The following is an 18,805-nucleotide window of genomic DNA, read 5'->3' as shown; positions in this document are numbered from 1 at the left end:
GCATCCCGGCTGGGCCGCCCAGTCCGGCCTGCGCGCGGCGCTGATGGCGCGCGGCGGCTTCACCGGCCCGCGCACGGTGTTGGAGGGCGTGCACGGCTTCTACAAGGCCTTCGCGCCGTCGCGGCAGCCCGATTTCGCGCCGCTGCTGGACGGGCTGGGCCGGGACTGGGTGATGGCCGGCATCGCCTTCAAGCCCTATGCCTGCGGGACCATGACCCAGCCCTTCATCGACTGCGCCATCCGGCTGGCGCGGCAGGGCGTGCGGGCGGAGGAGATCGTCTCGATCACCTGCAATGTCGGCGAGGGCACGGTGCACCGGCTGTGGGAGGACCTGGCGGTGAAGCACCGGCCGCCCACGCCCTATGCCGCCAAGTTCAGCACCCCTTTCTGCATGGCGGTCGGCTTCTTCGACGGGCGGGCCGGATTCGGCCAGTTCACCGAGGCGCGGATCCGCGACCCGCAGGTGCTGGCCCTGGCCGCCAAGATCCGCTACCGCATCGACCCGGCGGACGAGTATCCGAAGAACTTCACCGGCCACCTCGCCGCCACGCTGGCCGACGGGCGTGTGGTGGAGATCCGGCAGCCGCATCTGCGCGGCGGCGCTCGCGAACCGCTGAGCGACGCGGAGCTGGAGGCCAAGGCGCTGGACAATCTGCGCTATGGCGGCTGGGACGACGAGCAGGCCGAGGCCGCGCGGCGCTGGTGCCGGGACGCCTTCGGCGCCGCCGACCTCTCCGCCCTCGCCCGCTTCCGGGGCTGATCGGGCGGGTCTCCACTGGCGGGCGGTTTTGCCAGGGTCCGCAAGGTCTTGCATCCCGCCGCCGGTTGATTCCATCCTTCCGGCAACAGGTTCCGCCAGGAACCGACCGCAAGCTGGGAGGGACCCATGGTCAAGGCCGTGTTGACCGGGACGGACGACCAGGGCGGCGCCGTGTCGATCCCGAAGGGCGACATCGTCTTCATCCGCGAATCCTATCGGTCGGGCGAGATCCCCGGCCGCACCAAGATCGACTTCGGCACCGCCGCGACCGAGCAGGAGGCCTATCTGGTCGACTCGCTGACCACGGTGCTGAAGAAGCTGGGCAACGGCGTCGTGGTCGCCCGGCTGACCACGCCGTCCGGTACGCCGGTGCACATCGTCGCCGCCCGGGTCGAGGCGGTGCGGGCGCCGCAGAGCTGGCATCATCCGAAAGCACGCACGGTGCTGCTGGCGCGGGGCCGCGAGATTCAGGTGCGCGAGGACCGCGACCTGGTACTGCGGCGGATCAACGCCGCGCGGCCGGACCGGGCGAAGCCGATCGCATAGAGCACGTGATGGCGAGCAGATCACGTAGAGGGGCCGCATTGGCTTTGCCTCTCCCGCTCGCGGGGCTTTTTCATAACCCTTCCCTTTGCCGTCATTGCTTCGCCGCGCTCGCAATGACGGTGTCGGCAATTCTGAAAGGGTCTCGCTTGCGGGAGAGGCCACGCAAAGATGCTCGACATCGCGCCGTTCTCAGCCGGTCGCGCTGATGTGATCCAACAGACAGAAACGGGCCGGCGAAAGCCGGCCCGATCCTGAGTCCGCGCGCTCTGAAGGTCAGTTCAGGCCGCGCGACCAGTCGTCGACCTGGCGCTCGGCCTCGTCCCTGGCGATGCCGTAGCGCTCCTGGACGCGGCCCACCAGCTGGTCGCGCCGGCCGTCGAGCACGTCGAGGTCGTCGTCGGTCAGCTTGCCCCACTGCACCTTGGCCTTGCCCTTCATCTGCTTCCACTGGCCTGAAATCTGGTCCCAGTTCATCGCGATCTCCTGTCTCGAGAGGTCAGGTCCGGATCAAAGCGAGCCCGCTTTCCGGATCGAGCGCCTTCCGCAGATGCGCCGGGGATTCGGTGACGATCAGCTCCAGTGTCGGCCGCACCCGGGCCTCGGCCAGATGGCCGGCCAGGGCGGTACCGTCGCGGCGGCCCAGCACCAGATGCACATGCAGCGCCGGCTTGCCCTCGGGCGACACCGCGACATCGCCGATCAGCGACGCCACCTCGACCTGCTCCTGCACCGGGATCGGCAGGTACTCCTTCCGCTCCCAGTCGAAATAGCGCAGCCCGGCCTCGCTGAAGGCGCCGATGCCGGTGATCTGGGCGGCGGTCAGCCGCTCCGCTTCGGCGAAGCGCTGCAGGCACTCCATCACCGCCTCCCCGGTCTCGAGGATGACGGCGAAGACCCGCTGACCGTCGGCCGCATGCAGCTGCTTGACGTTCATCCGCCGCTCCCATGGCACTCCTCAGGGCCAACGGGCCGCCGAAGCGATGCGTTCCGGCGCGGCGACGAGCCTCAGGCGTCGCAGGCGGTGTCGACGTCCCGCAGCGCCGCGGTCACGCCCGCCAGGGAGAAGGTGTAGGCCGTGTTGGTGCCCCGGGCCGAGACCGCCTTCACCAGCATGGTCGCGCCCGCCTTCATCGCCGCGACCAGGGCATGATCCGTCCGGGTGCTGATCGACCAGGCCGTGTCGCCCTTGGTGAACATCCGGAAGCGCTGGTCGCCGATGATCGCGGTGACCTCGCTGCCGGCCTTGTAGGCGTATCCGGCCACCAGGCTGACGACGTCGCTGCTGTTCTCGGCCGGCCGGTCGGTGACCAGGAGATAGATGTCGCCGTGCCGCACATTGGCCGGCCGCAGCTCCGTCGGCCGGCTGGCGGCGTAGCACACGGTCCCGCCGGCATCGGCGGCCTGGAAGGAAGACCAGTCCCCATGCGTGGCAATATAGCGGACATCCCGGGCCGACAGCGGGGTCGCCGCCCCCCAGACGGCGGATGCGGCGACAATGGCGGCGAGCGCGAATGCGTTTCGAAGCTTCGACATGATCCAATCTGTTTGAATGTTTCAGGTCCCGCTGCGAGGCAGCCAAGCTGGACTAGTATATGAAAATGATCCCGTAAAGCCTTAATATTCCCCATATAGTTGCAGGACAATCCGGCCGCCCCGACATCCGCACGCTGCCGCGGGGCGCGTCACGCGCGGCCGGGCAGCCGGACGAAGACGCGCGGAAGCTCCGCGATCATTCCTCCCGGGGCATGCGTCGGCGTGCTTCGCCGTCAGTCGTCCGTGCCGTCTTCACCCCATCGGATCGGCCATTCCTCCGCCTCGGCGGCCACGGTCCGCAGCGCCTCCAGAGCCGGCTCCAGCACCGTGCGGTCAGCGCTTTCCTGGTAGACCACATGGACGGGGTAGGAGAATTCGGGCGCCCGCGGCACCAGGCGGAGCCGCCCGGCTTTCAGATAGGGCTGCGCCGCCCGGGCCCGGAAATATCCCGATCCACCGCATTTGAGGACGAAGCTCAGCCCCAGCGGGCCGAGATCGACCAGAAGGCCGGGATTCACCAGGTCCGGGAAATTCATGTTGTGGCTGGCGGAGAAGCGCGGCCCCCAATCGACATAGACGTAGCCGGAATTGTCCAGGTCGGTCTCCTGGTGCGTGGTCACGCAGATCAGCTTCTCCGTCAGCAGTTCCTCGATACGCAGGCCGGGCAGTTGCTGGGGCTGATGCATGACCGCGATGTGCAGCAGCCCCTCCGCGATCTGCCGCATCAGCTCACCGGCGATGCTGATCTCGGTCCGGATCGCGACCTGAGGGGCGCTGCGCCGCATCTCCAGCAGCCAGTTCAGCAGCAGCGGATTCCACAGGCTGAATTCGCCGCCGAAGGCCAGGAGCGTCCGACCCGTTTCGAGCAGAGCCATCTGCTCGCAGGCATGCCGCCACATCTGCACCAGCGAGGGCGCGTGGCGCAGGAACTGCTCTCCCGCCGGAGTCAAGGCCGCGCCGGACTTGCTGCGCACGAACAGCGCCCGTCCCAGTTGGCTTTCCAGCAGCCGGATGCGCGCCCCCACGGTCGTCTGCGCCACGTTCAGCCGCTCCGCCGCGCGGACAAAGCTGCCGGCATTCACGATTTCGAGGAAGGTCTGCGCGAGCCGGATATCCATGTTCATATAGCAAAAATACTGCAGTCATCAGTCAATCAATTTCGCTTGTCATAGCGGCATCTGCGCGCAATCGATGGTTCCCAAACGCCGCGCAGCCAATATGCGCGCATCGGCACAGGAGGTTCGGAGATGGCGGACACGACGACGCTGGGAGACCGCTGGCGCAACTATCGGCCGTCGAAAGCGACGGTCTTCTGGTCATGGGTCGCCGTCAGCGCCCTGACGATGCTGATCGGCTTCATCTGGGGCGGCTGGGTGACGGGCGGCTCGGCCCGGGACATGGCCCGGCAGGCGCGGGCGGAGGTGGTGGCTGATGTCTGCGTCGCCAATTTCCTGGATGCCCCGGACGCTCCGAAGCAACTGGCCTCGTTCAAGGACACGAGCAGCTGGCGCCGCAACGATTTCATCAAGGATGGCGGCTGGGCGAAGATCGGTGCCGATGGCAAGCCGACAACCGAGGCGATCTCGCTCTGCGTCAAGAAGCTCGGCGACGCGAAGCTGCCGGCAAAGGAGCAGCAGGCGACCAACGACAAGGCCGATGCCGCCACGGCCATCCGCTAGGCGGGCCGCCGATCGTCAGTGAACCGCTGGATGGAGCTGCCGGATGGGCACACAGCCGGACACGGACCACACCGCCGCCCCATCGACCGCCGTGCTGGTGGTCGAGGATGATGCCTTCCTGCGGTCCTCGATCGCGTCCTTTCTCGAACATCGCGGCTTCGTGGTTTCGGCTGCGGGCTGTGCCTCGGACGCAATCCGGATCCTGATGACCGGGACGCCGGTCGACGTCGTCCTCACAGATGCAAGGATGCCGGGCGTCCTGAATGGCCTCGACCTCGCCCGGTGGGTGCGGGATGAGCGGCCGGGGATCACGGTGATCGTCACCTCGGCGGACCCGGAAGCGTCGGAGCCTGCAGCGCGGACTCTGGGCGCCCGGTCCGTGATCCCGAAGCCCTATGATCCCGAGACCATCGAAAGCCACATCCGGGAGGACAGCCTGCATTCCTGATGCGTACGGGCACCCTGCCCGGCCGTCAGCCGGCGGCGTCGGCCCGCCGGATCCGGGCGCCGCAGCGGCGCAGCCGGTCGACCAGGCTGTCATAGCCGCGGTCGACATGCTCGACCCCGTGCAGCGTGCTGGTGCCCTCGGCCCCCAGCGCGGCGATCAGCAGGGCGGCGCCGGCGCGGATGTCGGTCGCCGTCACCTCCGCCCCGTGCAGCGCCGGGACACCGCGGATCACGGCATGGTTGCGCACCACCCGGATGTTGGCGCCCATGCGCTGCAGCTCCGGCACATGGCGGAAGCGGTTCTCGAACAGCGTCTCGGTGATCATCGCCGCGCCCTCGGCGCAGGACAGCAGCGCCATGGCCTGGGGCTGCAGGTCGGTGGCGAAGCCGGGATAGGGCTGGGTCATGATGTCGACCCCGACCAGCCCGCCGGCGCCGCGCTGGGCGGTGATGGCGCCGTCCGCCGCCACGATCTCGATCCCCGCCCCTTCGAACACCGGCAGGGCGGCGCTGAGCAGCTCGGCGGAGGCGCCGGCCAGCCGCAGCTCCCCGCCGGTGGCCGCGGCGGCGCAGATCAAGGTGCCCAGCTCGATCCGGTCCGGCAGCACGTCGTAGCTGGCGCCATGCAGCCGGTCGACGCCGGTGATGTGCAGCGTGTCGGTGCCGATGCCGTCGATACGGGCACCCATCGCCGCGAGGCAGCGGGCCAGGTCCGTCACCTCCGGCTCGCGCGCGGCGTTGGTGATGCTGGTCTCGCCCTTCGCCAGCGTCGCCGCCAGCATCAGGTTCTGGGTGGCGCCGACCGAGGGGAAGGGCAGCACGATGGCGGCGCCGCGCAGCCCGCCCGGCGCGCTCAGCACCACCTCGCCGCCCTCGATCTCGGCGGTCGCCCCCATCTGGCGGAAGCCGGCGAGGTGGAAGTCGACCGGCCTGAGGCCGATGGCGTCGCCGCCCGGCAGCGGCAGGGCGATGCGGCCCAGCCGGGCCAGCGCCGCGCCGGCGATCAGGAAGGAGGCGCGCATGCGGGCGACCAGCGCCGAATCGACCCGGCCGGTGCCGAAGCCGGCGCCGCCCATGGTGCCGGACAGGGCCGGGCCGCTCTCGTCCCAGGACACCTCGCAGCCGAGCTCGGCCAGGATGCCGGCCAGGATGGCGACGTCGAGGATCCGCGGCAGGTTGCGCAGCGTCAGCCGCTCGTCGGTCAGGGCGGCGCAGACCATCAGCGGCAGGGCCGCGTTCTTGGCGCCGGCGACGGCGATCTCGCCCTTCAGGGGCACGCCGCCGTCGATCTCCAGCCGGCCGGCCGCAGAGGCGGTCCACCACGGCGCCGCCCGACGGAACGACACGACATTTGCACGCGACATGGGCACCCGGCTCCGCAACCTTGATCACGACATCGTTGCCGCCGGGATAGCACGACCGGGTATGCGGTGGTCCAGCCGGAACCGGAACGAGTCAGGATCCGGACGGTCGGGAGAAGCCGGTCGCCAGCTGGTGCGCCCAGTCGGGGCGGCCGTTCTCGGCCGCCCGGCGGGCCGCACGATCATGGTCATAGGGGATGGCGATCAGCTCCGCCGCCACCCGTTCTCCGTCCAGCTCCAGCATCGCGTAGCGCGCGGCGGGCGATCCCGATTCGGAGACATGGGCCGGCGGCGTCGGGTCGTCATAGGCCGGGGCGCCGATGCTGCCGGGATTGAGAATCCAGCGCCCATCCGGCAGGCGCAGCAGCCACGGCAGATGGCTGTGGCCGCACAGCACCACCGGACCGGAGACGTCGCCGAGCCGCGCGGCGATGGCGTCGGCCGGGGCGCGGACCAGCCGGCCGGCCTCGACGTCCTCCAGCAGATAGGCGTTGTCGTCCTCCGGCCGGGCGTGGAAGGCGGTGATGCCGCCCGGCAGCTCCAGCCGCACCGGCAGGGCGCCGAGCCACGCCCGGCCGGCGGCGCCCACCTCGCGGCGGGCGTAGCCGTCGGAGCTCTGCGGCGAGTCGTCTCCGTCCTCCCAGACCCAGCGGTCATGATTGCCGCGCACGGTCGGCCAGTCCTTCGCGACCAGCAGGTCCAGCGTCTCGCGCGGCCAGAGCGGCCCGGAGACGCAGTCGCCGAGATTGACGAAGGCGTCGGCGCCGCGGCGGCCGAGATCGGCCAGCACGGCCTCAAGAGCCGGGAGGTTGCCGTGGATGTCGGCGAGGACGGCGAGGCGCATCGGGGACCTGCGGCGATGGGTGGGGCGGCCACGATGCCGTCCCCGCCCGCCGAGGGAAAGGCTATTCCGCCAGCGCCTGCTCGCGCTTGCGCGTGACCGCCGGGACCAGCATCGCCAGCAGCAGGATCGCCACGACGGCGAGCAGCACGGCGCTGATCGGATGGGTCACGAACACGGTGAAGTCGCCGTCCGACAGCAGCATGGCGCGGCGGAAGTTCTCCTCCAGCTGCGGTCCCAGCACCAGGCCGAGCAAGAGCGGTGCCGGCTCTGCCTTCACCCTGACGAAGAAGTAGCCGACCAATGCGAAGCCCAGCATCAGCCAGACATTGAACATGCTGTTGGCGATGCCGTAGGTGCCGATGCAGCAGAACAGCACGATGGCCGGGAACATCAGCCGGTAGGGGATCTTCAGCATCGAGATCCAGATCCCGATCAGCGGCAGGTTGATCACCAGCAGCATCAGATTGCCGACCCACATGCTGGCGACCACGCCCCAGACCAGTTGCGGCTGCTCGGTCATGATCTGCGGCCCGGGCTGGATGCCATGCATCATCAGCGCCCCGATCATCAGCGCCATCAGGGCGTTGGATGGTATCCCGAGCGTCAGCAGCGGGATGAAGCTGGTCTGCGCCCCGGCATTGTTCGCCGCCTCCGGGCCGGCCACGCCCTCGATCGCGCCCCTGCCGAAGCGGCCGGGGTCGCGCGCCAGCTTCTTCTCCATGGCATAGGCGGTGAAGGGCGGCAGCGCCGCCCCGCCCCCGGGCAGCACGCCGAGGAAGGAGCCGATGGCGGTGCCGCGGACCATCGCCGGGAAGGCCTGGCGCAGATCGGCCCAGCGGGGCATCAGGTCGCGCACCCTGCTGCTGACCAGCTGGCGCGGCTGCGGCCGGTCGAGATTGGCCATGATCTCGCCGAGGCCGAACAGGCCCATGGCGATCGGCACGAAGTCGAGCCCGTCGCCCAGCTCCGGAATGCCGAAGGTCAGGCGCGAGGCGCCGGAGGAGACGTCGATGCCGACGGTCCCGAGCAGCAGCCCGAGCACCACCATGGCCAGCGCCTTGGCCACCGAGCCATGCGCCAGGATCACCGCCGCGATCAGGCCGAGGACCAGCAGGCTGAAATACTCGACCGCGGTGAACTGCAGCGCCAGGGCGGCGAGCGGCAGGGCCAGCAGTGCGATCACCACCGTCGCCACCGAGCCGGCGAAGAAGGAGGAGATGGCGGCGATGGCCAGCGCGAGGCCGGCCTTGCCCTGCCGCGCCATCTGGTGGCCGTCGAGGCAGGTGACGACCGATGAGGTCTCTCCCGGCACGTTGACCAGGATCGCCGTGGTCGAGCCGCCATATTGCGCGCCGTAGAAGATGCCGGCGAGCATGATGAAGGCCGAGGAGGGATCGAGCCCGAAGGTGAAGGGCAGCAGGAGCGCCACGGTCGGGATCGGCCCGATGCCGGGCAGCACGCCGATCGCCGTGCCAATCAGCACGCCGAACAGGCAGTACCCCAGGTTCTGCCACTGCAGCGCCGTGGTCAGGCCGAGGAGCAGGTTGTCGAACAGGTCCATGGCGCGGCCTAGAAACGCGGCCAGACCGGCACCGGCAGGTCCAGCAGCACGATGAACAGGATCACAGCGCCGGCGGCGAGCGCGACGGCGAAGACGACGGTCTCGCGCAGCCGCGTCTCCCGGCTGGCGAGACCGGCGACGACCACCGTGGCGAAGGCGGCAATGGCCAGCCCGGCCTTGGCGGCGAGCAGGGCGAAGACAGCGACGGCGGCGAGGATGCCGAGGATCGGCCGCAGCTTCGGCGCCTCGATGCCTTCGTGGCCGGCGACGAGGCTGCGCAGGGCGAAGACCAGGCCGAAGCCGGCGGCGCCGACCGACAGCACCCGCGGCATGAAGCCTGGCCCCATATCGGCAGGGCTGCCGAAGCCGAGCTTGCGGATGGCGACCAGGACGACGGCCGCCACGGCGCAGAGGAAGAGGCCGAACAGCAGGTCCGGCCAGTTGATGCGCGTCACCCCGTCACTCGCCCTTGATGCCGGCGTCGGCGATCACCTTGCCCCAGGCCGCGGTGTTGGTGGCGAGCCAGGAGCCGAGATCCGCCGGCGGGCCGGCGACCACCCGGCCGCCCTGCTGGGCGATCCGCTCCGCCACCTCCGGCTGCTTCAGGATCTCGCCGAGCGCCTGGTTCAGCTTGTCGACCAGGGCGGGCGGCGAGCCTGCGGTGGTCAAGAGGCCCTGCCAGGACCCGACATCGGCGGAGGGCAGCTTGGCCTCGGTGAAGGTCGGGATGTCCGGCGCGCTGGCGATCCGGTCCTGGCCGGTCACCGCGATGCCGCGCAGTTGGCCGTTGGCGACGAAGGGCAGGGTCGCGGTGGCGCCGTTGATGATGACCTTGCTCTCGCCCGACACCACGGCCTGGGTGGCCGCGGAGCCGCCGCGATAGGGCACGGTCTTCCACTGGATGCCGAGGTCCTTGGCCATGGCGACGGCGGTGATGTGGTTGACGCCGCCGATGCCGGAATTGGCCACCGCCAGCTTGCCGGGATTGGCCTTGGCATAGTCGACCAGCTCGGCCGCATTGGTCACCGGCAGGTCCTTGTTCACCGCCAGCACATAGGGCACGAACATGATCATCCCGACCGGCGCCAGATCCTTCAGCGGATCGTAGGACAAGTCCTTGAACAGGCCCGGCGCGGTGGCGATCGAGCCGACATCGGCCAGGAGCAGCGTATGCGCGTCCGGGTCTGCCTTGGCCACGGCGTCGGCGCCGATATTGCCGGCGGCACCGGGCTTGTTCTCCACCACCACGGTCTGGCCGATAGCCTCGGAGAGCTTCGGCGCGATGATGCGCGCCAGGGTGTCGGAGGTGCCGCCCGGCGCGTAGGGGACGATGATGCGGACGGTGCGTTCGAAATTCTGTGCGGCGGCCGGGCCGGCGACGGTCCCGAGCATGGCAAGGCCGGCGGCGAGCGCGAGCGCGCTGCGTCTGGTGAGCATGGTTGGTCCTCCCCCTGATGGAACGTCTCGGTCGCCTGTCTTGCGGCGGGCTTACGCGGACGGTACGGAGGACACCGATCCGACTCCATGTCCAAGACGGCATCGATCGATGCTCGATGCGTATCAATCCAGGGGATCTCGAAGCCTATCCGTCGCTAGATCATGCCTCTTGCCCGCCCGGCCGGGCTCGCGTCTGATGGCGCGGCAATGAGCGAGGGAGCGACGCAGTGGACATCCTGAACGAGAGCTTCCTGTCCCCGTCCCTCGACCCGCGCCTGGCCTGGACCAACCCGCCGCCGGACTGGTCGGTCGGGCCGGAGGGGCTGCGGCTGCGCACGGCGGCCGGGACTGATTTCTGGCAGGGCACGCATTACGGCTTCCGGGTCGACAACGGCCATGTGCTGGCGCTGCCGGTGGCTGACGACTTCGTGATGGAAACGGCGGTGCGCGGCAGTCCCCTGCATCAGTACGATCAGGCCGGGCTGATCATCCGCCTGTCGCCGGAGAGCTGGATCAAGACCTCGGTCGAGTTCGAGACGGCGGCGCACAGCCGCCTCGGCGCCGTGGTCACCAATGCCGGCTGGTCCGACTGGTCGACCCAGGACGTAGCGACCCGGCCGGGCGGTGCCATCGGCTTCCGCATCCGCCGCACCGGCGCCGACTACATCGTCGAGGCGGCGCCGGAGGGCGACGACCGCTGGGTGCAGCTGCGCATCGCCCGGCTGCACGCCGATGACGGCGCCGGCCCGGTGCTGGCCGGCCTCTACGCCTGCAGTCCGAAGGCTGCGGGCTACGAGGCGCGGTTCGCCCATCTGCGGATCACCCGGCCGTAGGACGCGTCCCAAACCGGGCTCGAACGGACACTTTGGCGGGCGCTCCTGGAAGCGCCTCCTGCCTCACTCCAGCGAGATCATCGCGGCCCGCCGGCTGGTGATCTCATCCCGCGCCTTCGCCTCGCACGCCTGCAGGGCCCGTTGGTGTTCCCGGTGCATCTCCAGCAGATCGGGGATCCAACTGCCGGGCCGGAAGGCCTCGATCGTGGTCGGCCGCCAGTCGTCATAGGCGGCACCCGGCCGGCTGGTCATGGCCACCCCGAGCACAACCACGCCGGCCGCCGACAGATAGGCCTCGCCACGGCTGTCGGCATGCGGGTCCGGATGGGACGAGGTGAACTCCTTGAAGGTGACGCCGTAGCGACGGCCCCGATAAGCGAAGCGCGCGGCGAAGTCCTTCATGTTGTCGGCGACCATCTCGAGGTCGGTGTATTCGGACGGCACCGAGCGGTCCTTGGCATGACAGGACCAGGCGACGAACCGGCGGACATCCCACACCAGGGCGGCCAGCGCGTCGCCGATGCCGCTGCTCTCCATGAAATGCTGCGCCTCGGACACCCTGGCGCGTTCTTCCGCGGTGCAGGCCGGACACGCGTTCCGCTCGTCCCGCTCGAGTTGCCGGGCCCTGTCCCTGAACTCGTCGACCAGGGACCGCCACTTCTCCAGATGAGCGTTTCCCAAAGCAGCCTCCTCCTTGGCCACATGGGACAATGGTGCGCCGTTTGGGACGGAATGCAAGGCCCGGCACGCTTCCGACCGCGGCGAAGCCCGGCCCGATCAGTCACGGCAGGCCGCCGGCCTGCCGCTCCGCCTCCGCCGCCAACGGATGGCCGGCATAGGTCCAGGCGAAGTCCCGATAGGCCTGGGCCGTGCCGGCGCGGCGGGCAGCATCGAAGGCGGCATAGACCGCCGCGTCCGGATCGCCGGCGAGAGGCCGCCCGTCCGGCGCCGTCCGCAGCGCCAGGCGCCGGCGCGCCTCGTCCGCCAGGGCGCGGTCGGGATGGCGGGCGATGAAGCGGATCAGCGCCGCATTCGAGCCTTCGTCGACGGCGCCCTGGAATTCCTGTGCGATCACCAGCGCCTCGTCCGGCGGGGGCGCCATGACGGATTGGGCCGACATCCATCCGCCCTCGCGAGCCAGAACAGCGCCATTATTCCAGCAATCGCCGCTGTCTGCCCGGCAGGACAATGATACGAACGATATCAGCAATGCCGGCGGCATCGCGAACCTGCCCAGGACTTTCATTGTTCCCGTCGATCTGGCCGCACGCATCCTGCGCCTCGCCGTCAATTCGACCGCATGCGAAAGGCAAGCACCTGGAGGATAGACTTGGAATATGGCAAATCCGTGAGGCCGTTTCAACGAAAACTCTAGGAAATCAGTCAACACTATTCATGCTCCAAACTGTCTATTTGATCATACAATTCCATTTCCTTGAACTTCTTGACATCGTTAAGAAATTTATCTACAATGACAAGAATAGGAAAAGATCGTTTCCATTGGGACATCTTGCGATGAGGTAGGATCGAGACTCGTCCTTTTCCCAAACCGGACAAAGTCACGACATCTTCGCGACAAGGTTCCATGCCACAAGCAATGTGGGCCCGAGCATCTGCGATCACGGAACAGCTCGGAGCTCAAACGATCATAGATCGATCAAAAATGTTGCGGACATCACTGAAGGGTTGCGGATCTTCACCACGTTAGGGGAGACCCGATATGACGTCTTTGCCATTTTCTGACTCAAATCTGCTGACCTCGACCGACGATCTTTTCCATACCCCGCTGAGCGGGTCGCCGCTTTGGAAGCTGTCGGACGACCTGACGATCCACAACACGATGTTCGACGCACCCCGGCTGGACGCGATCCTCGCCGGTGGCGGCCCCGTGGCCGATTCCATCCGTGCGGCGATCGGCGACCGGTCCGACGGATTCGTCGTCCCAGCCCCCACCACCAGCACCACGACCGGCGCGCCGAAGCCGGAGGAGAACGGCTCGGCCGACACCACCGTGGCCGTGGCCGCGTCCGGCAACCAGAACATCGACGGCATCCTGGCCGGCGTCCGCTGGGCCGACGGCTTCATCACCTACAGCGATCCGGATGCGGTCAGCGACTACCAGGCCGGCCATCCCGAAGCCTTCACCGGCTTCCATCAGATGACGGCGCAGCAGATGATCGCCGTCCATTTCGCGCTCAACTCCGCGATCTTCACGCAGCCCATCGGCGCCGGTGGCTTCGGCGTCGAAGGCTTCACCAATCTCGGCATCGACTATGCCGGCAGCGGCTCCGGGGCCGGCACGATCCGCGTCGTCAACACCACCGACCCGGGCACGGCCTACGCCTACTACCCGGCCAACCAGGTCTATGGCGGCGACGCCTTCTTCGGGCCCAGCGGCGACATGCCGATCGCCGGCAACTACGACTGGCACACGGTGATCCACGAGCTCGGCCACGCGCTGGGCCTCAAGCACGGCCAGGAGACCGGCGTCTACGGCGCCTTGCCGAGCAATGTCGATTCGCTCGAATTCTCGGTGATGACGTACCGCACCTTCATCGGCGACGACACCAGCGGCTACAATTACGAGACCTGGGGCGCCCCTCAGACCTTCATGATGCTGGACATCGCCGCGCTGCAATACATGTACGGCGCGGATTTCACCACCAACAGCACTGACACGGTCTACACCTGGAGCCCGAGCGGCGGCGACACCTTCGTCAACGGCTCCCTCGCCATCGATCCGGGCGGCAACCGCATCTTCGCGACGATCTGGGACGGCGGCGGCATCGACACCTACGACCTGTCGAACTACACCACCAATCTCAGCCTGGATCTGAATCCCGGCGGCTACTCCGTCTTCTCCTCGGCCCAGCTCGCCTTCCTCGGCGGCGGCCCGAACGGCGGCTTTGCCCGCGGCAACATCTTCAACGCGCTGCAGTATAACGGGGACGTCCGGTCGCTGATCGAGAACGCCAATGGCGGCTCCGGCAACGACACCATCCAGGGCAATGCCGCCGACAACACCCTGAACGGCAATGCCGGCACCGACACCATCCACGGCGATAACGGCAACGACACGGTCAATGGCGGCAACGGGAACGATGTCCTGACCGGCGATAGCGGAATCGACGTGGTCAATGGCGGCGCCGGCGATGACTGGATCGAGGGCGGCTTCTCCACCGATACCGTCAATGGCGGCGACGGCAACGACACCTTCTATGTCCGCGACGGCGAGTTCGGCGACAACACCACCGGCGGCGCGGGCATCGACCTGCTCGATCTCAGCAACTACGCGTCGCACGGGTCGACCGTGGACCTGGCCGGCGGGACCTATGACTTCGTGTCCAGCTTCGGCGGTCCCTACACCATCACCGGGGTCGAGAACGTCAACGGCACGCAGCTGGCCGACACGATCATCGGCGACGCCTCGGCCAACACGATCAACGGCAACAGCGGCGACGACAACCTGCAAGGCGGCGCCGGCAACGATGTCGTCAGCGGCGGCGCTGGAAACGACCTGATCCAGGGTGGCGCCGGCAACGACACGCTGACGGCCGGATCCGGCGTCGATCTGGTCTACGGCAATGACGGCAACGATCGGTTCTATATCGAGACCGGCTGGAGCGGCGGCGTCGGCGAGGCCTTCTTCGGCGGCGCCGGCATCGATACCTTCGACACCTCGACCGTGATCTTCACGCCCTTCGCCGCCTATATCAACCTGCAGGACGGCGTCTTCTACATCCTGGGATCCGGATCCGGCGAGATCGCGCTGTCGAGCGTCGAGAACGCCATCGGCACGGATGAAGGTGACCAGATCACCGGCTCCGGCGAGAACAACGTCCTCACCCTCGGCGCCGGCAACGACACCGGATCCGGCCTCGGCGGCAACGACACCCTATTGGGCGAAGCCGGCGACGACGTGCTCCGCGGCGGGGCGGGGGCCGACACGCTCAACGGCGGCACCGGCATCGACACCGCCAGCTACTTCGACAGCTCGGTCGCGATCTCGGTCAGCCTCGTCACCGGCACGGGCGGCGGCGGCGATGCTGCGGGCGACATCCTGGTCGGGATCGAGAACCTCTCCGGCAGCCAGGGCAATGACGGCCTGGCCGGAAATGCCGGCGCCAACACGCTGCAGGGCTGGAACGGCAACGACGTCCTCGTCGGCAATGGCGGCAAGGACACGCTGACCGGCGGCGCCGGGGCGGACCGTTTCTACTACGCCGCCCTCAGCGACAGCGTGGTCGGGGCCAATGCCGACCGGATCACCGACTTCAGCCACGCCCAGGGCGACCGCATCGACCTGAGCGCGATCGACGCCAACGCCGGCGTCGCCGGCGATCAGGCCTTCACCTTCATCGGCACCGGCCTCTATACCGGCGTCGCGGGGCAGCTGCGCTATGCCTCGAGCGGCGGCGTCACCACCATCGCCGGCGACGTCAACGGCGACAAGGTGTCGGACTTCCACATCCAGCTCACCGGCACGATCGCCCTCGTGGCCGCCGACTTCGTGCTGTGAGCCGTCTCAAACACGAAGCCTAGGGGACATCGGAAACTCGCGGGGCCCGGGGGATCACCCCGGGCCCTTTTCCGTCCCCGGCAGCCGCGCCGGGATGCCGATATCGGCCGATCAGGCTCCCGTCCCGCCGATCAGCTCGATCCATTCCGGCTCGGTCAGGGCGGTGACGCCGAGCTCACGCGCCTTGGCGGCCTTGGAACCGGCATCGGCGCCGACCACCAGATAGTCGGTCTTGCCGGAGACCGAGCCGGCGACCTTGGCGCCGAGGGCTTCCGCCCGCGCCTTCGCTTCCGGCCGCGTCATCGTCTCCAGCGTGCCGGTGAACACGACGGTCTTGCCGGCCACGGCGCTGGAGGTCGCGCGCGGCCGCACGAAATCCTCGACCGTCAGCTGCGCCGCCAGATCGTCCAGCACCGTGCGGTTGTGCTCCTCGGCGAAGAAGGCCAGCAGGTCGTCGGCCACCGACGGGCCGATCTGGTCGATCGCGGTCAGGTCGCGCCAGGCCTCGCTGTCGCGGTCCTGCGCCGCCTCCATCCCGGCCCGCCAGGCCGCGAAGCTGCCATAGTGCCGGGCCAGCAGCTTGGCCGTCGCCTCACCCACCTGGCGGATGCCGAGGGCGTAGATCAGGCGGTCGAGCGGAATGGTGCGCCGGCTCTCGATCGCCTCGAACAGCTTCTGCGCGCTCTTCGGCCCCCAGCCCTCGCGATTGCGCAGCGGCGTCAGGCTGGCCTTGTCCTTTTCCTCGAGCCGGAAGATGTCGCCCGGCGTCCGGATCAGCCCGTCGGCATAGAAGGCGCGGATGTGCTTGTCGCCCAGCCCCTCGATGTCGAAGGCGTTGCGGGACACGAAATGGCGCAGCCGCTCCACCGCCTGGGCCGGGCAGATCAGGCCGCCGGTGCAGCGGCGGATCGCCCCGCCCTCCTCCCGCACGGCCAGGCTGCCGCATTCCGGGCAGGTCTCCGGGAAGACGTATTCGATCGCCCCTTCGGGGCGGCGCTCCAGGATCACCCGGACGATCTGCGGGATGACGTCGCCGGCGCGCTGCACCACCACCGTGTCGCCAACCCGGACGTCCTTGCGCCTGATCTCGTCCTCATTGTGCAGCGTGGCGTTGGAGACGACGACGCCGCCGACCGTGATCGGCTCCAGCCGCGCCACCGGAGTCAGCGACCCGGTGCGGCCGACCTGGATGTCGATCGCCTTCAGCACGGTCTGTGCCTGCTCGGCCGGGAATTTATGCGCCGTGGCCCAGCGCGGCGCCCGGCTGACGAAACCCAGCCGCTCCTGCCAATCCAGCCGGTCGACCTTGTAGACCACGCCGTCGATGTCGAAGGGCAGGCTGGACCGCAGCGCGCCGATCTCGTCGTAATAGGCCAGCAGTTCCTCGGCGCTGTGGCACAGCCGCGACGGCTCGTTCAGACGGAAGCCCCAGGCGGCGAAGCGCTGGCGGATCTCCGCGATGGTCTTGCCCAGCGGCGCCGACACCTCACCCCAGGTGTAGCCGAAGAAGCGCAGCGGCCGCGACGCGGTGATCGAGGGATCGAGCTGGCGCAGGCTGCCGGCGGCGGAGTTGCGCGGATTGGCGAAGATCGGCTCCCCGGCCTCGGCCCGGCGGGCGTTCAGCGCCGCGAAATCGCTGCGGTCCATATAGACCTCGCCGCGGATCTCCAGCACGTCCGGCGCGTCGCCGTTGAGGCGCTGCGGCACGTCCTTGATGGTCTTGACGTTGGCGGTGACGTCCTCGCCCTCGCTGCCGTCGCCGCGGGTCGCGGCTTGGACCAAGCGCCCCTTCTCGTAGCGCAACGAGCAGGACAGGCCGTCGATCTTCGGCTCGGCCATGATCGCCACCGGCCGCTCCGGATCGTCGCGCAACTCCTTGATGAAGGACCGGACCGAGCTCAGGAAGTCGTGCACATCCTCCGGCGTGAAGGCGTTGCCGAGCGACAGCATCGGGATGGCGTGGCGGATCTTCCTGAAGCCCCCTGCCGGCGCCGCGCCGACCTTGGCCGACGGGCTGTCCGGCCGGATCAGCTCGGGGTACAGCGTTTCCAGCTCGGCATTGCGCCGGCGCAGCGCGTCGTATTCCGCGTCCGAGACCGTCGGCGCGTCGTGCTGATGATAGGCGATGTCATGGCCCGCGATCTCCTTCGCCAGCGCCTCCAGCTCCGTCGCCGCCTCCTCGGGCGTCAGCGCGTCCACCGGCCGGCCGCGCAGATCCTGGTCGCTCATCAACGCCTCCCTCACCCGGCGGCCCGGGCATGCCGCAGCACCGCCCTCGCCCGCCGACTCATCCGGAAATCCTAATGGTTGCAGCCCCGGTCACGCGAGATCCGTCGATCAGGACCGGGCGGCCAGCAGGCTGTCGGCCGCCGCGCGGGCCTCCGCCGTGATCTTCGCGCCGGACAGCATGCGGGCGATCTCCTCGCGCCGCTCCTCCGCCGTCAGCGGCGCGACCTGGGTGACGACCCCGCCGGCGCGATCGGCCTTGCGCACCTGCCAGTGATGGTCGGCCCGGGCCGCCACCTGCGGGCTGTGGGTGACCACCAGCACCTGCACCTGCTGTCCCAGGCGCTTCAGCCGCTCGCCCACCGCATCGGCCACGGCGCCGCCGATGCCGGCATCGACCTCGTCGAAGATCATCGACGGCAGGGTGCCGGGCGTGCCGCGCCGGTGCACCAGCACCACCTTGATCGCCAGCATGAACCGGGCCAGCTCGCCGCCCGAGGCGATCTTGCCGATCGGACCGGGCGGGCTGCCGGGATTGGCCGCGACCAGGAAGGTGACGCGGTCGAGCCCGGCCGGGCCCCACTCCGTCTCCGCCAGCCGCTCGACCTCGGTGACGAAGCGGGCGCGCTCCATCTTCAGGGGCGGCAGCTCGGCCTTCACCCCGGCATCCAGCTTCGACGCGGCGCGGCGCCGGGCCTTGGACAGCGCCTCGCCGGCCAGGACATAGGCGGCGCGGGTCTCGGCCGCGGCCGCGGCGAGGCGCGCCAGGACGGCAGCCCGATCCTCGACCAGCGCCAACCGCTCGGCGAATTGCCGGCGCAGGCCGGGCAGCGCCTCGGTCTCCACCCCATGCTTGCGGGCCAGGGAGCGCAGCGCGTAGAGCCGGTCCTCGAGCCGCTCCAGCTCGCCGGCGTCGAGATCGATGTCGGTGGAGAAGCGCTCGATCGCGGCCGTGGCCTCCGCCGCTTCGTCCAAGGCGCGGCCCAGCTGCTCCAGCACCGGGTCCAGGCGGCCGGCGGCGCGGTCGGCGATGCGCTGCAGCGCCCGCTGCGCCGCCAC

At 69.1% G+C, this 18,805-nt stretch carries 20 protein-coding genes; 7 read left to right on the top strand and 13 right to left on the bottom strand.

Annotated elements, in window-relative coordinates; genetic code table 11:
* On the top strand, positions 1-760 hold a 760-nt coding region (locus P409_RS07015), incomplete at its 5' end, for an MmgE/PrpD family protein (protein WP_034833520.1).
* Between the two features lie 126 nt (positions 761-886).
* The gene (locus tag P409_RS07010; RefSeq protein ID WP_034833518.1) at positions 887-1,306 is read left to right on the top strand and encodes a hypothetical protein; all 420 of its coding nucleotides are present in this window, start codon (positions 887-889) and stop codon (positions 1,304-1,306) included.
* 273 nt (positions 1,307-1,579) lie between these two features.
* On the opposite strand, the gene P409_RS07005 is transcribed toward P409_RS07010, so the two are convergent.
* The 4 genes from P409_RS07005 to P409_RS06990 all read right to left on the bottom strand — a co-directional run bounded on the left by P409_RS07005 (position 1,580) and on the right by P409_RS06990 (position 3,957).
* Positions 1,580-1,780 (bottom strand): CsbD family protein, encoded by a 201-nt coding sequence (locus tag P409_RS07005; protein WP_034833516.1) that lies wholly within the window; start codon positions 1,778-1,780, stop codon positions 1,580-1,582.
* 22 nt (positions 1,781-1,802) lie between these two features.
* Entirely contained in the window at positions 1,803-2,240 is a 438-nt protein-coding gene (locus P409_RS07000) for a PPC domain-containing DNA-binding protein (RefSeq protein WP_034833514.1), read from the bottom strand.
* 71 nt (positions 2,241-2,311) lie between these two features.
* A complete protein-coding gene (locus P409_RS06995; protein ID WP_034833512.1) occupies positions 2,312-2,839 on the bottom strand; it encodes an invasion associated locus B family protein in 528 nt (175 codons plus the stop codon).
* Between the two features lie 233 nt (positions 2,840-3,072).
* Entirely contained in the window at positions 3,073-3,957 is an 885-nt protein-coding gene (locus P409_RS06990; RefSeq protein WP_052120129.1) for a LysR family transcriptional regulator, read from the bottom strand.
* 129 nt (positions 3,958-4,086) lie between these two features.
* Between P409_RS06990 and P409_RS06985 the strand changes: the two genes are divergently transcribed.
* Together P409_RS06985 and P409_RS06980 are read left to right on the top strand one after the other, a co-directional pair.
* A complete protein-coding gene (locus tag P409_RS06985; RefSeq protein WP_052120128.1) occupies positions 4,087-4,518 on the top strand; it encodes a hypothetical protein in 432 nt (143 codons plus the stop codon).
* A gap of 91 nt (positions 4,519-4,609) precedes the next feature.
* Positions 4,610-4,966, top strand: coding sequence for a response regulator (locus tag P409_RS06980; protein ID WP_034833529.1), 357 nt, complete (start codon positions 4,610-4,612; stop codon positions 4,964-4,966).
* Between the two features lie 25 nt (positions 4,967-4,991).
* On the opposite strand, the gene murA is transcribed toward P409_RS06980, so the two are convergent.
* The 5 genes from murA to P409_RS06955 form a co-directional block, all read right to left on the bottom strand.
* Positions 4,992-6,329: a UDP-N-acetylglucosamine 1-carboxyvinyltransferase gene (gene murA / locus P409_RS06975; RefSeq protein WP_081991334.1), complete on the bottom strand. Its 1,338-nt coding sequence runs from the start codon at positions 6,327-6,329 to the stop codon at positions 4,992-4,994.
* A 91-nt stretch (positions 6,330-6,420) separates the two neighbouring features.
* Complete coding sequence (locus P409_RS06970) at positions 6,421-7,170, bottom strand: metallophosphoesterase family protein (protein WP_034833510.1); 750 nt, start codon at positions 7,168-7,170, stop codon at positions 6,421-6,423.
* A 61-nt stretch (positions 7,171-7,231) separates the two neighbouring features.
* On the bottom strand, positions 7,232-8,731 hold the full coding sequence (locus tag P409_RS06965; RefSeq protein WP_034833508.1) for a tripartite tricarboxylate transporter permease: 1,500 nt from the start codon (positions 8,729-8,731) through the stop codon (positions 7,232-7,234).
* Positions 8,732-8,739: 8 nt separating this feature from the next.
* The gene (locus P409_RS06960) at positions 8,740-9,186 is read right to left on the bottom strand and encodes a tripartite tricarboxylate transporter TctB family protein (RefSeq protein WP_034833505.1); all 447 of its coding nucleotides are present in this window, start codon (positions 9,184-9,186) and stop codon (positions 8,740-8,742) included.
* 4 nt (positions 9,187-9,190) lie between these two features.
* The gene (locus P409_RS06955) at positions 9,191-10,168 is read right to left on the bottom strand and encodes a Bug family tripartite tricarboxylate transporter substrate binding protein (RefSeq protein ID WP_034833501.1); all 978 of its coding nucleotides are present in this window, start codon (positions 10,166-10,168) and stop codon (positions 9,191-9,193) included.
* Between the two features lie 227 nt (positions 10,169-10,395).
* Here P409_RS06955 and P409_RS06950 point away from each other — a divergent pair, with 227 nt between their 5' ends.
* Positions 10,396-11,001, top strand: a complete 606-nt coding sequence (locus tag P409_RS06950; RefSeq protein WP_052120126.1) for a DUF1349 domain-containing protein — start codon at positions 10,396-10,398, stop codon at positions 10,999-11,001.
* 63 nt (positions 11,002-11,064) lie between these two features.
* Here P409_RS06950 and P409_RS06945 read toward each other — a convergent pair whose 3' ends face one another.
* Both P409_RS06945 and P409_RS06940 read right to left on the bottom strand, forming a co-directional pair.
* The gene (locus P409_RS06945; RefSeq protein ID WP_152613266.1) at positions 11,065-11,682 is read right to left on the bottom strand and encodes a hypothetical protein; all 618 of its coding nucleotides are present in this window, start codon (positions 11,680-11,682) and stop codon (positions 11,065-11,067) included.
* A gap of 100 nt (positions 11,683-11,782) precedes the next feature.
* On the bottom strand, positions 11,783-12,121 hold the full coding sequence (locus tag P409_RS06940; protein WP_034833493.1) for a hypothetical protein: 339 nt from the start codon (positions 12,119-12,121) through the stop codon (positions 11,783-11,785).
* Between P409_RS06940 and P409_RS37815 the strand changes: the two genes are divergently transcribed.
* Entirely contained in the window at positions 12,102-12,329 is a 228-nt protein-coding gene (locus P409_RS37815; RefSeq protein WP_152613265.1) for a hypothetical protein, read from the top strand. The genes P409_RS06940 and P409_RS37815 overlap by 20 nt on opposite strands.
* A gap of 392 nt (positions 12,330-12,721) precedes the next feature.
* Positions 12,722-15,520, top strand: a complete 2,799-nt coding sequence (locus P409_RS36075; RefSeq protein ID WP_152613264.1) for a M10 family metallopeptidase C-terminal domain-containing protein — start codon at positions 12,722-12,724, stop codon at positions 15,518-15,520.
* Positions 15,521-15,631: 111 nt separating this feature from the next.
* Here the strand turns inward: P409_RS36075 and ligA are convergent, their stop codons facing one another.
* Both ligA and P409_RS38735 read right to left on the bottom strand, forming a co-directional pair.
* Positions 15,632-17,749, bottom strand: coding sequence for an NAD-dependent DNA ligase LigA (ligA, locus tag P409_RS06930; RefSeq protein WP_034833488.1), 2,118 nt, complete (start codon positions 17,747-17,749; stop codon positions 15,632-15,634).
* A gap of 108 nt (positions 17,750-17,857) precedes the next feature.
* Positions 17,858-18,805, bottom strand: a 948-nt coding sequence (locus P409_RS38735) for a DNA repair protein RecN (protein WP_034833484.1), incomplete at its 5' end; no start/stop codon positions are given.

The organism is Inquilinus limosus MP06, assembly GCF_000767795.1.
Taxonomy (GTDB): domain Bacteria; phylum Pseudomonadota; class Alphaproteobacteria; order DSM-16000; family Inquilinaceae; genus Inquilinus; species Inquilinus limosus_E.
Note: the sequence above shows the minus strand (reverse complement) of the source record. Positions and strands in the feature narration are given on the sequence as shown.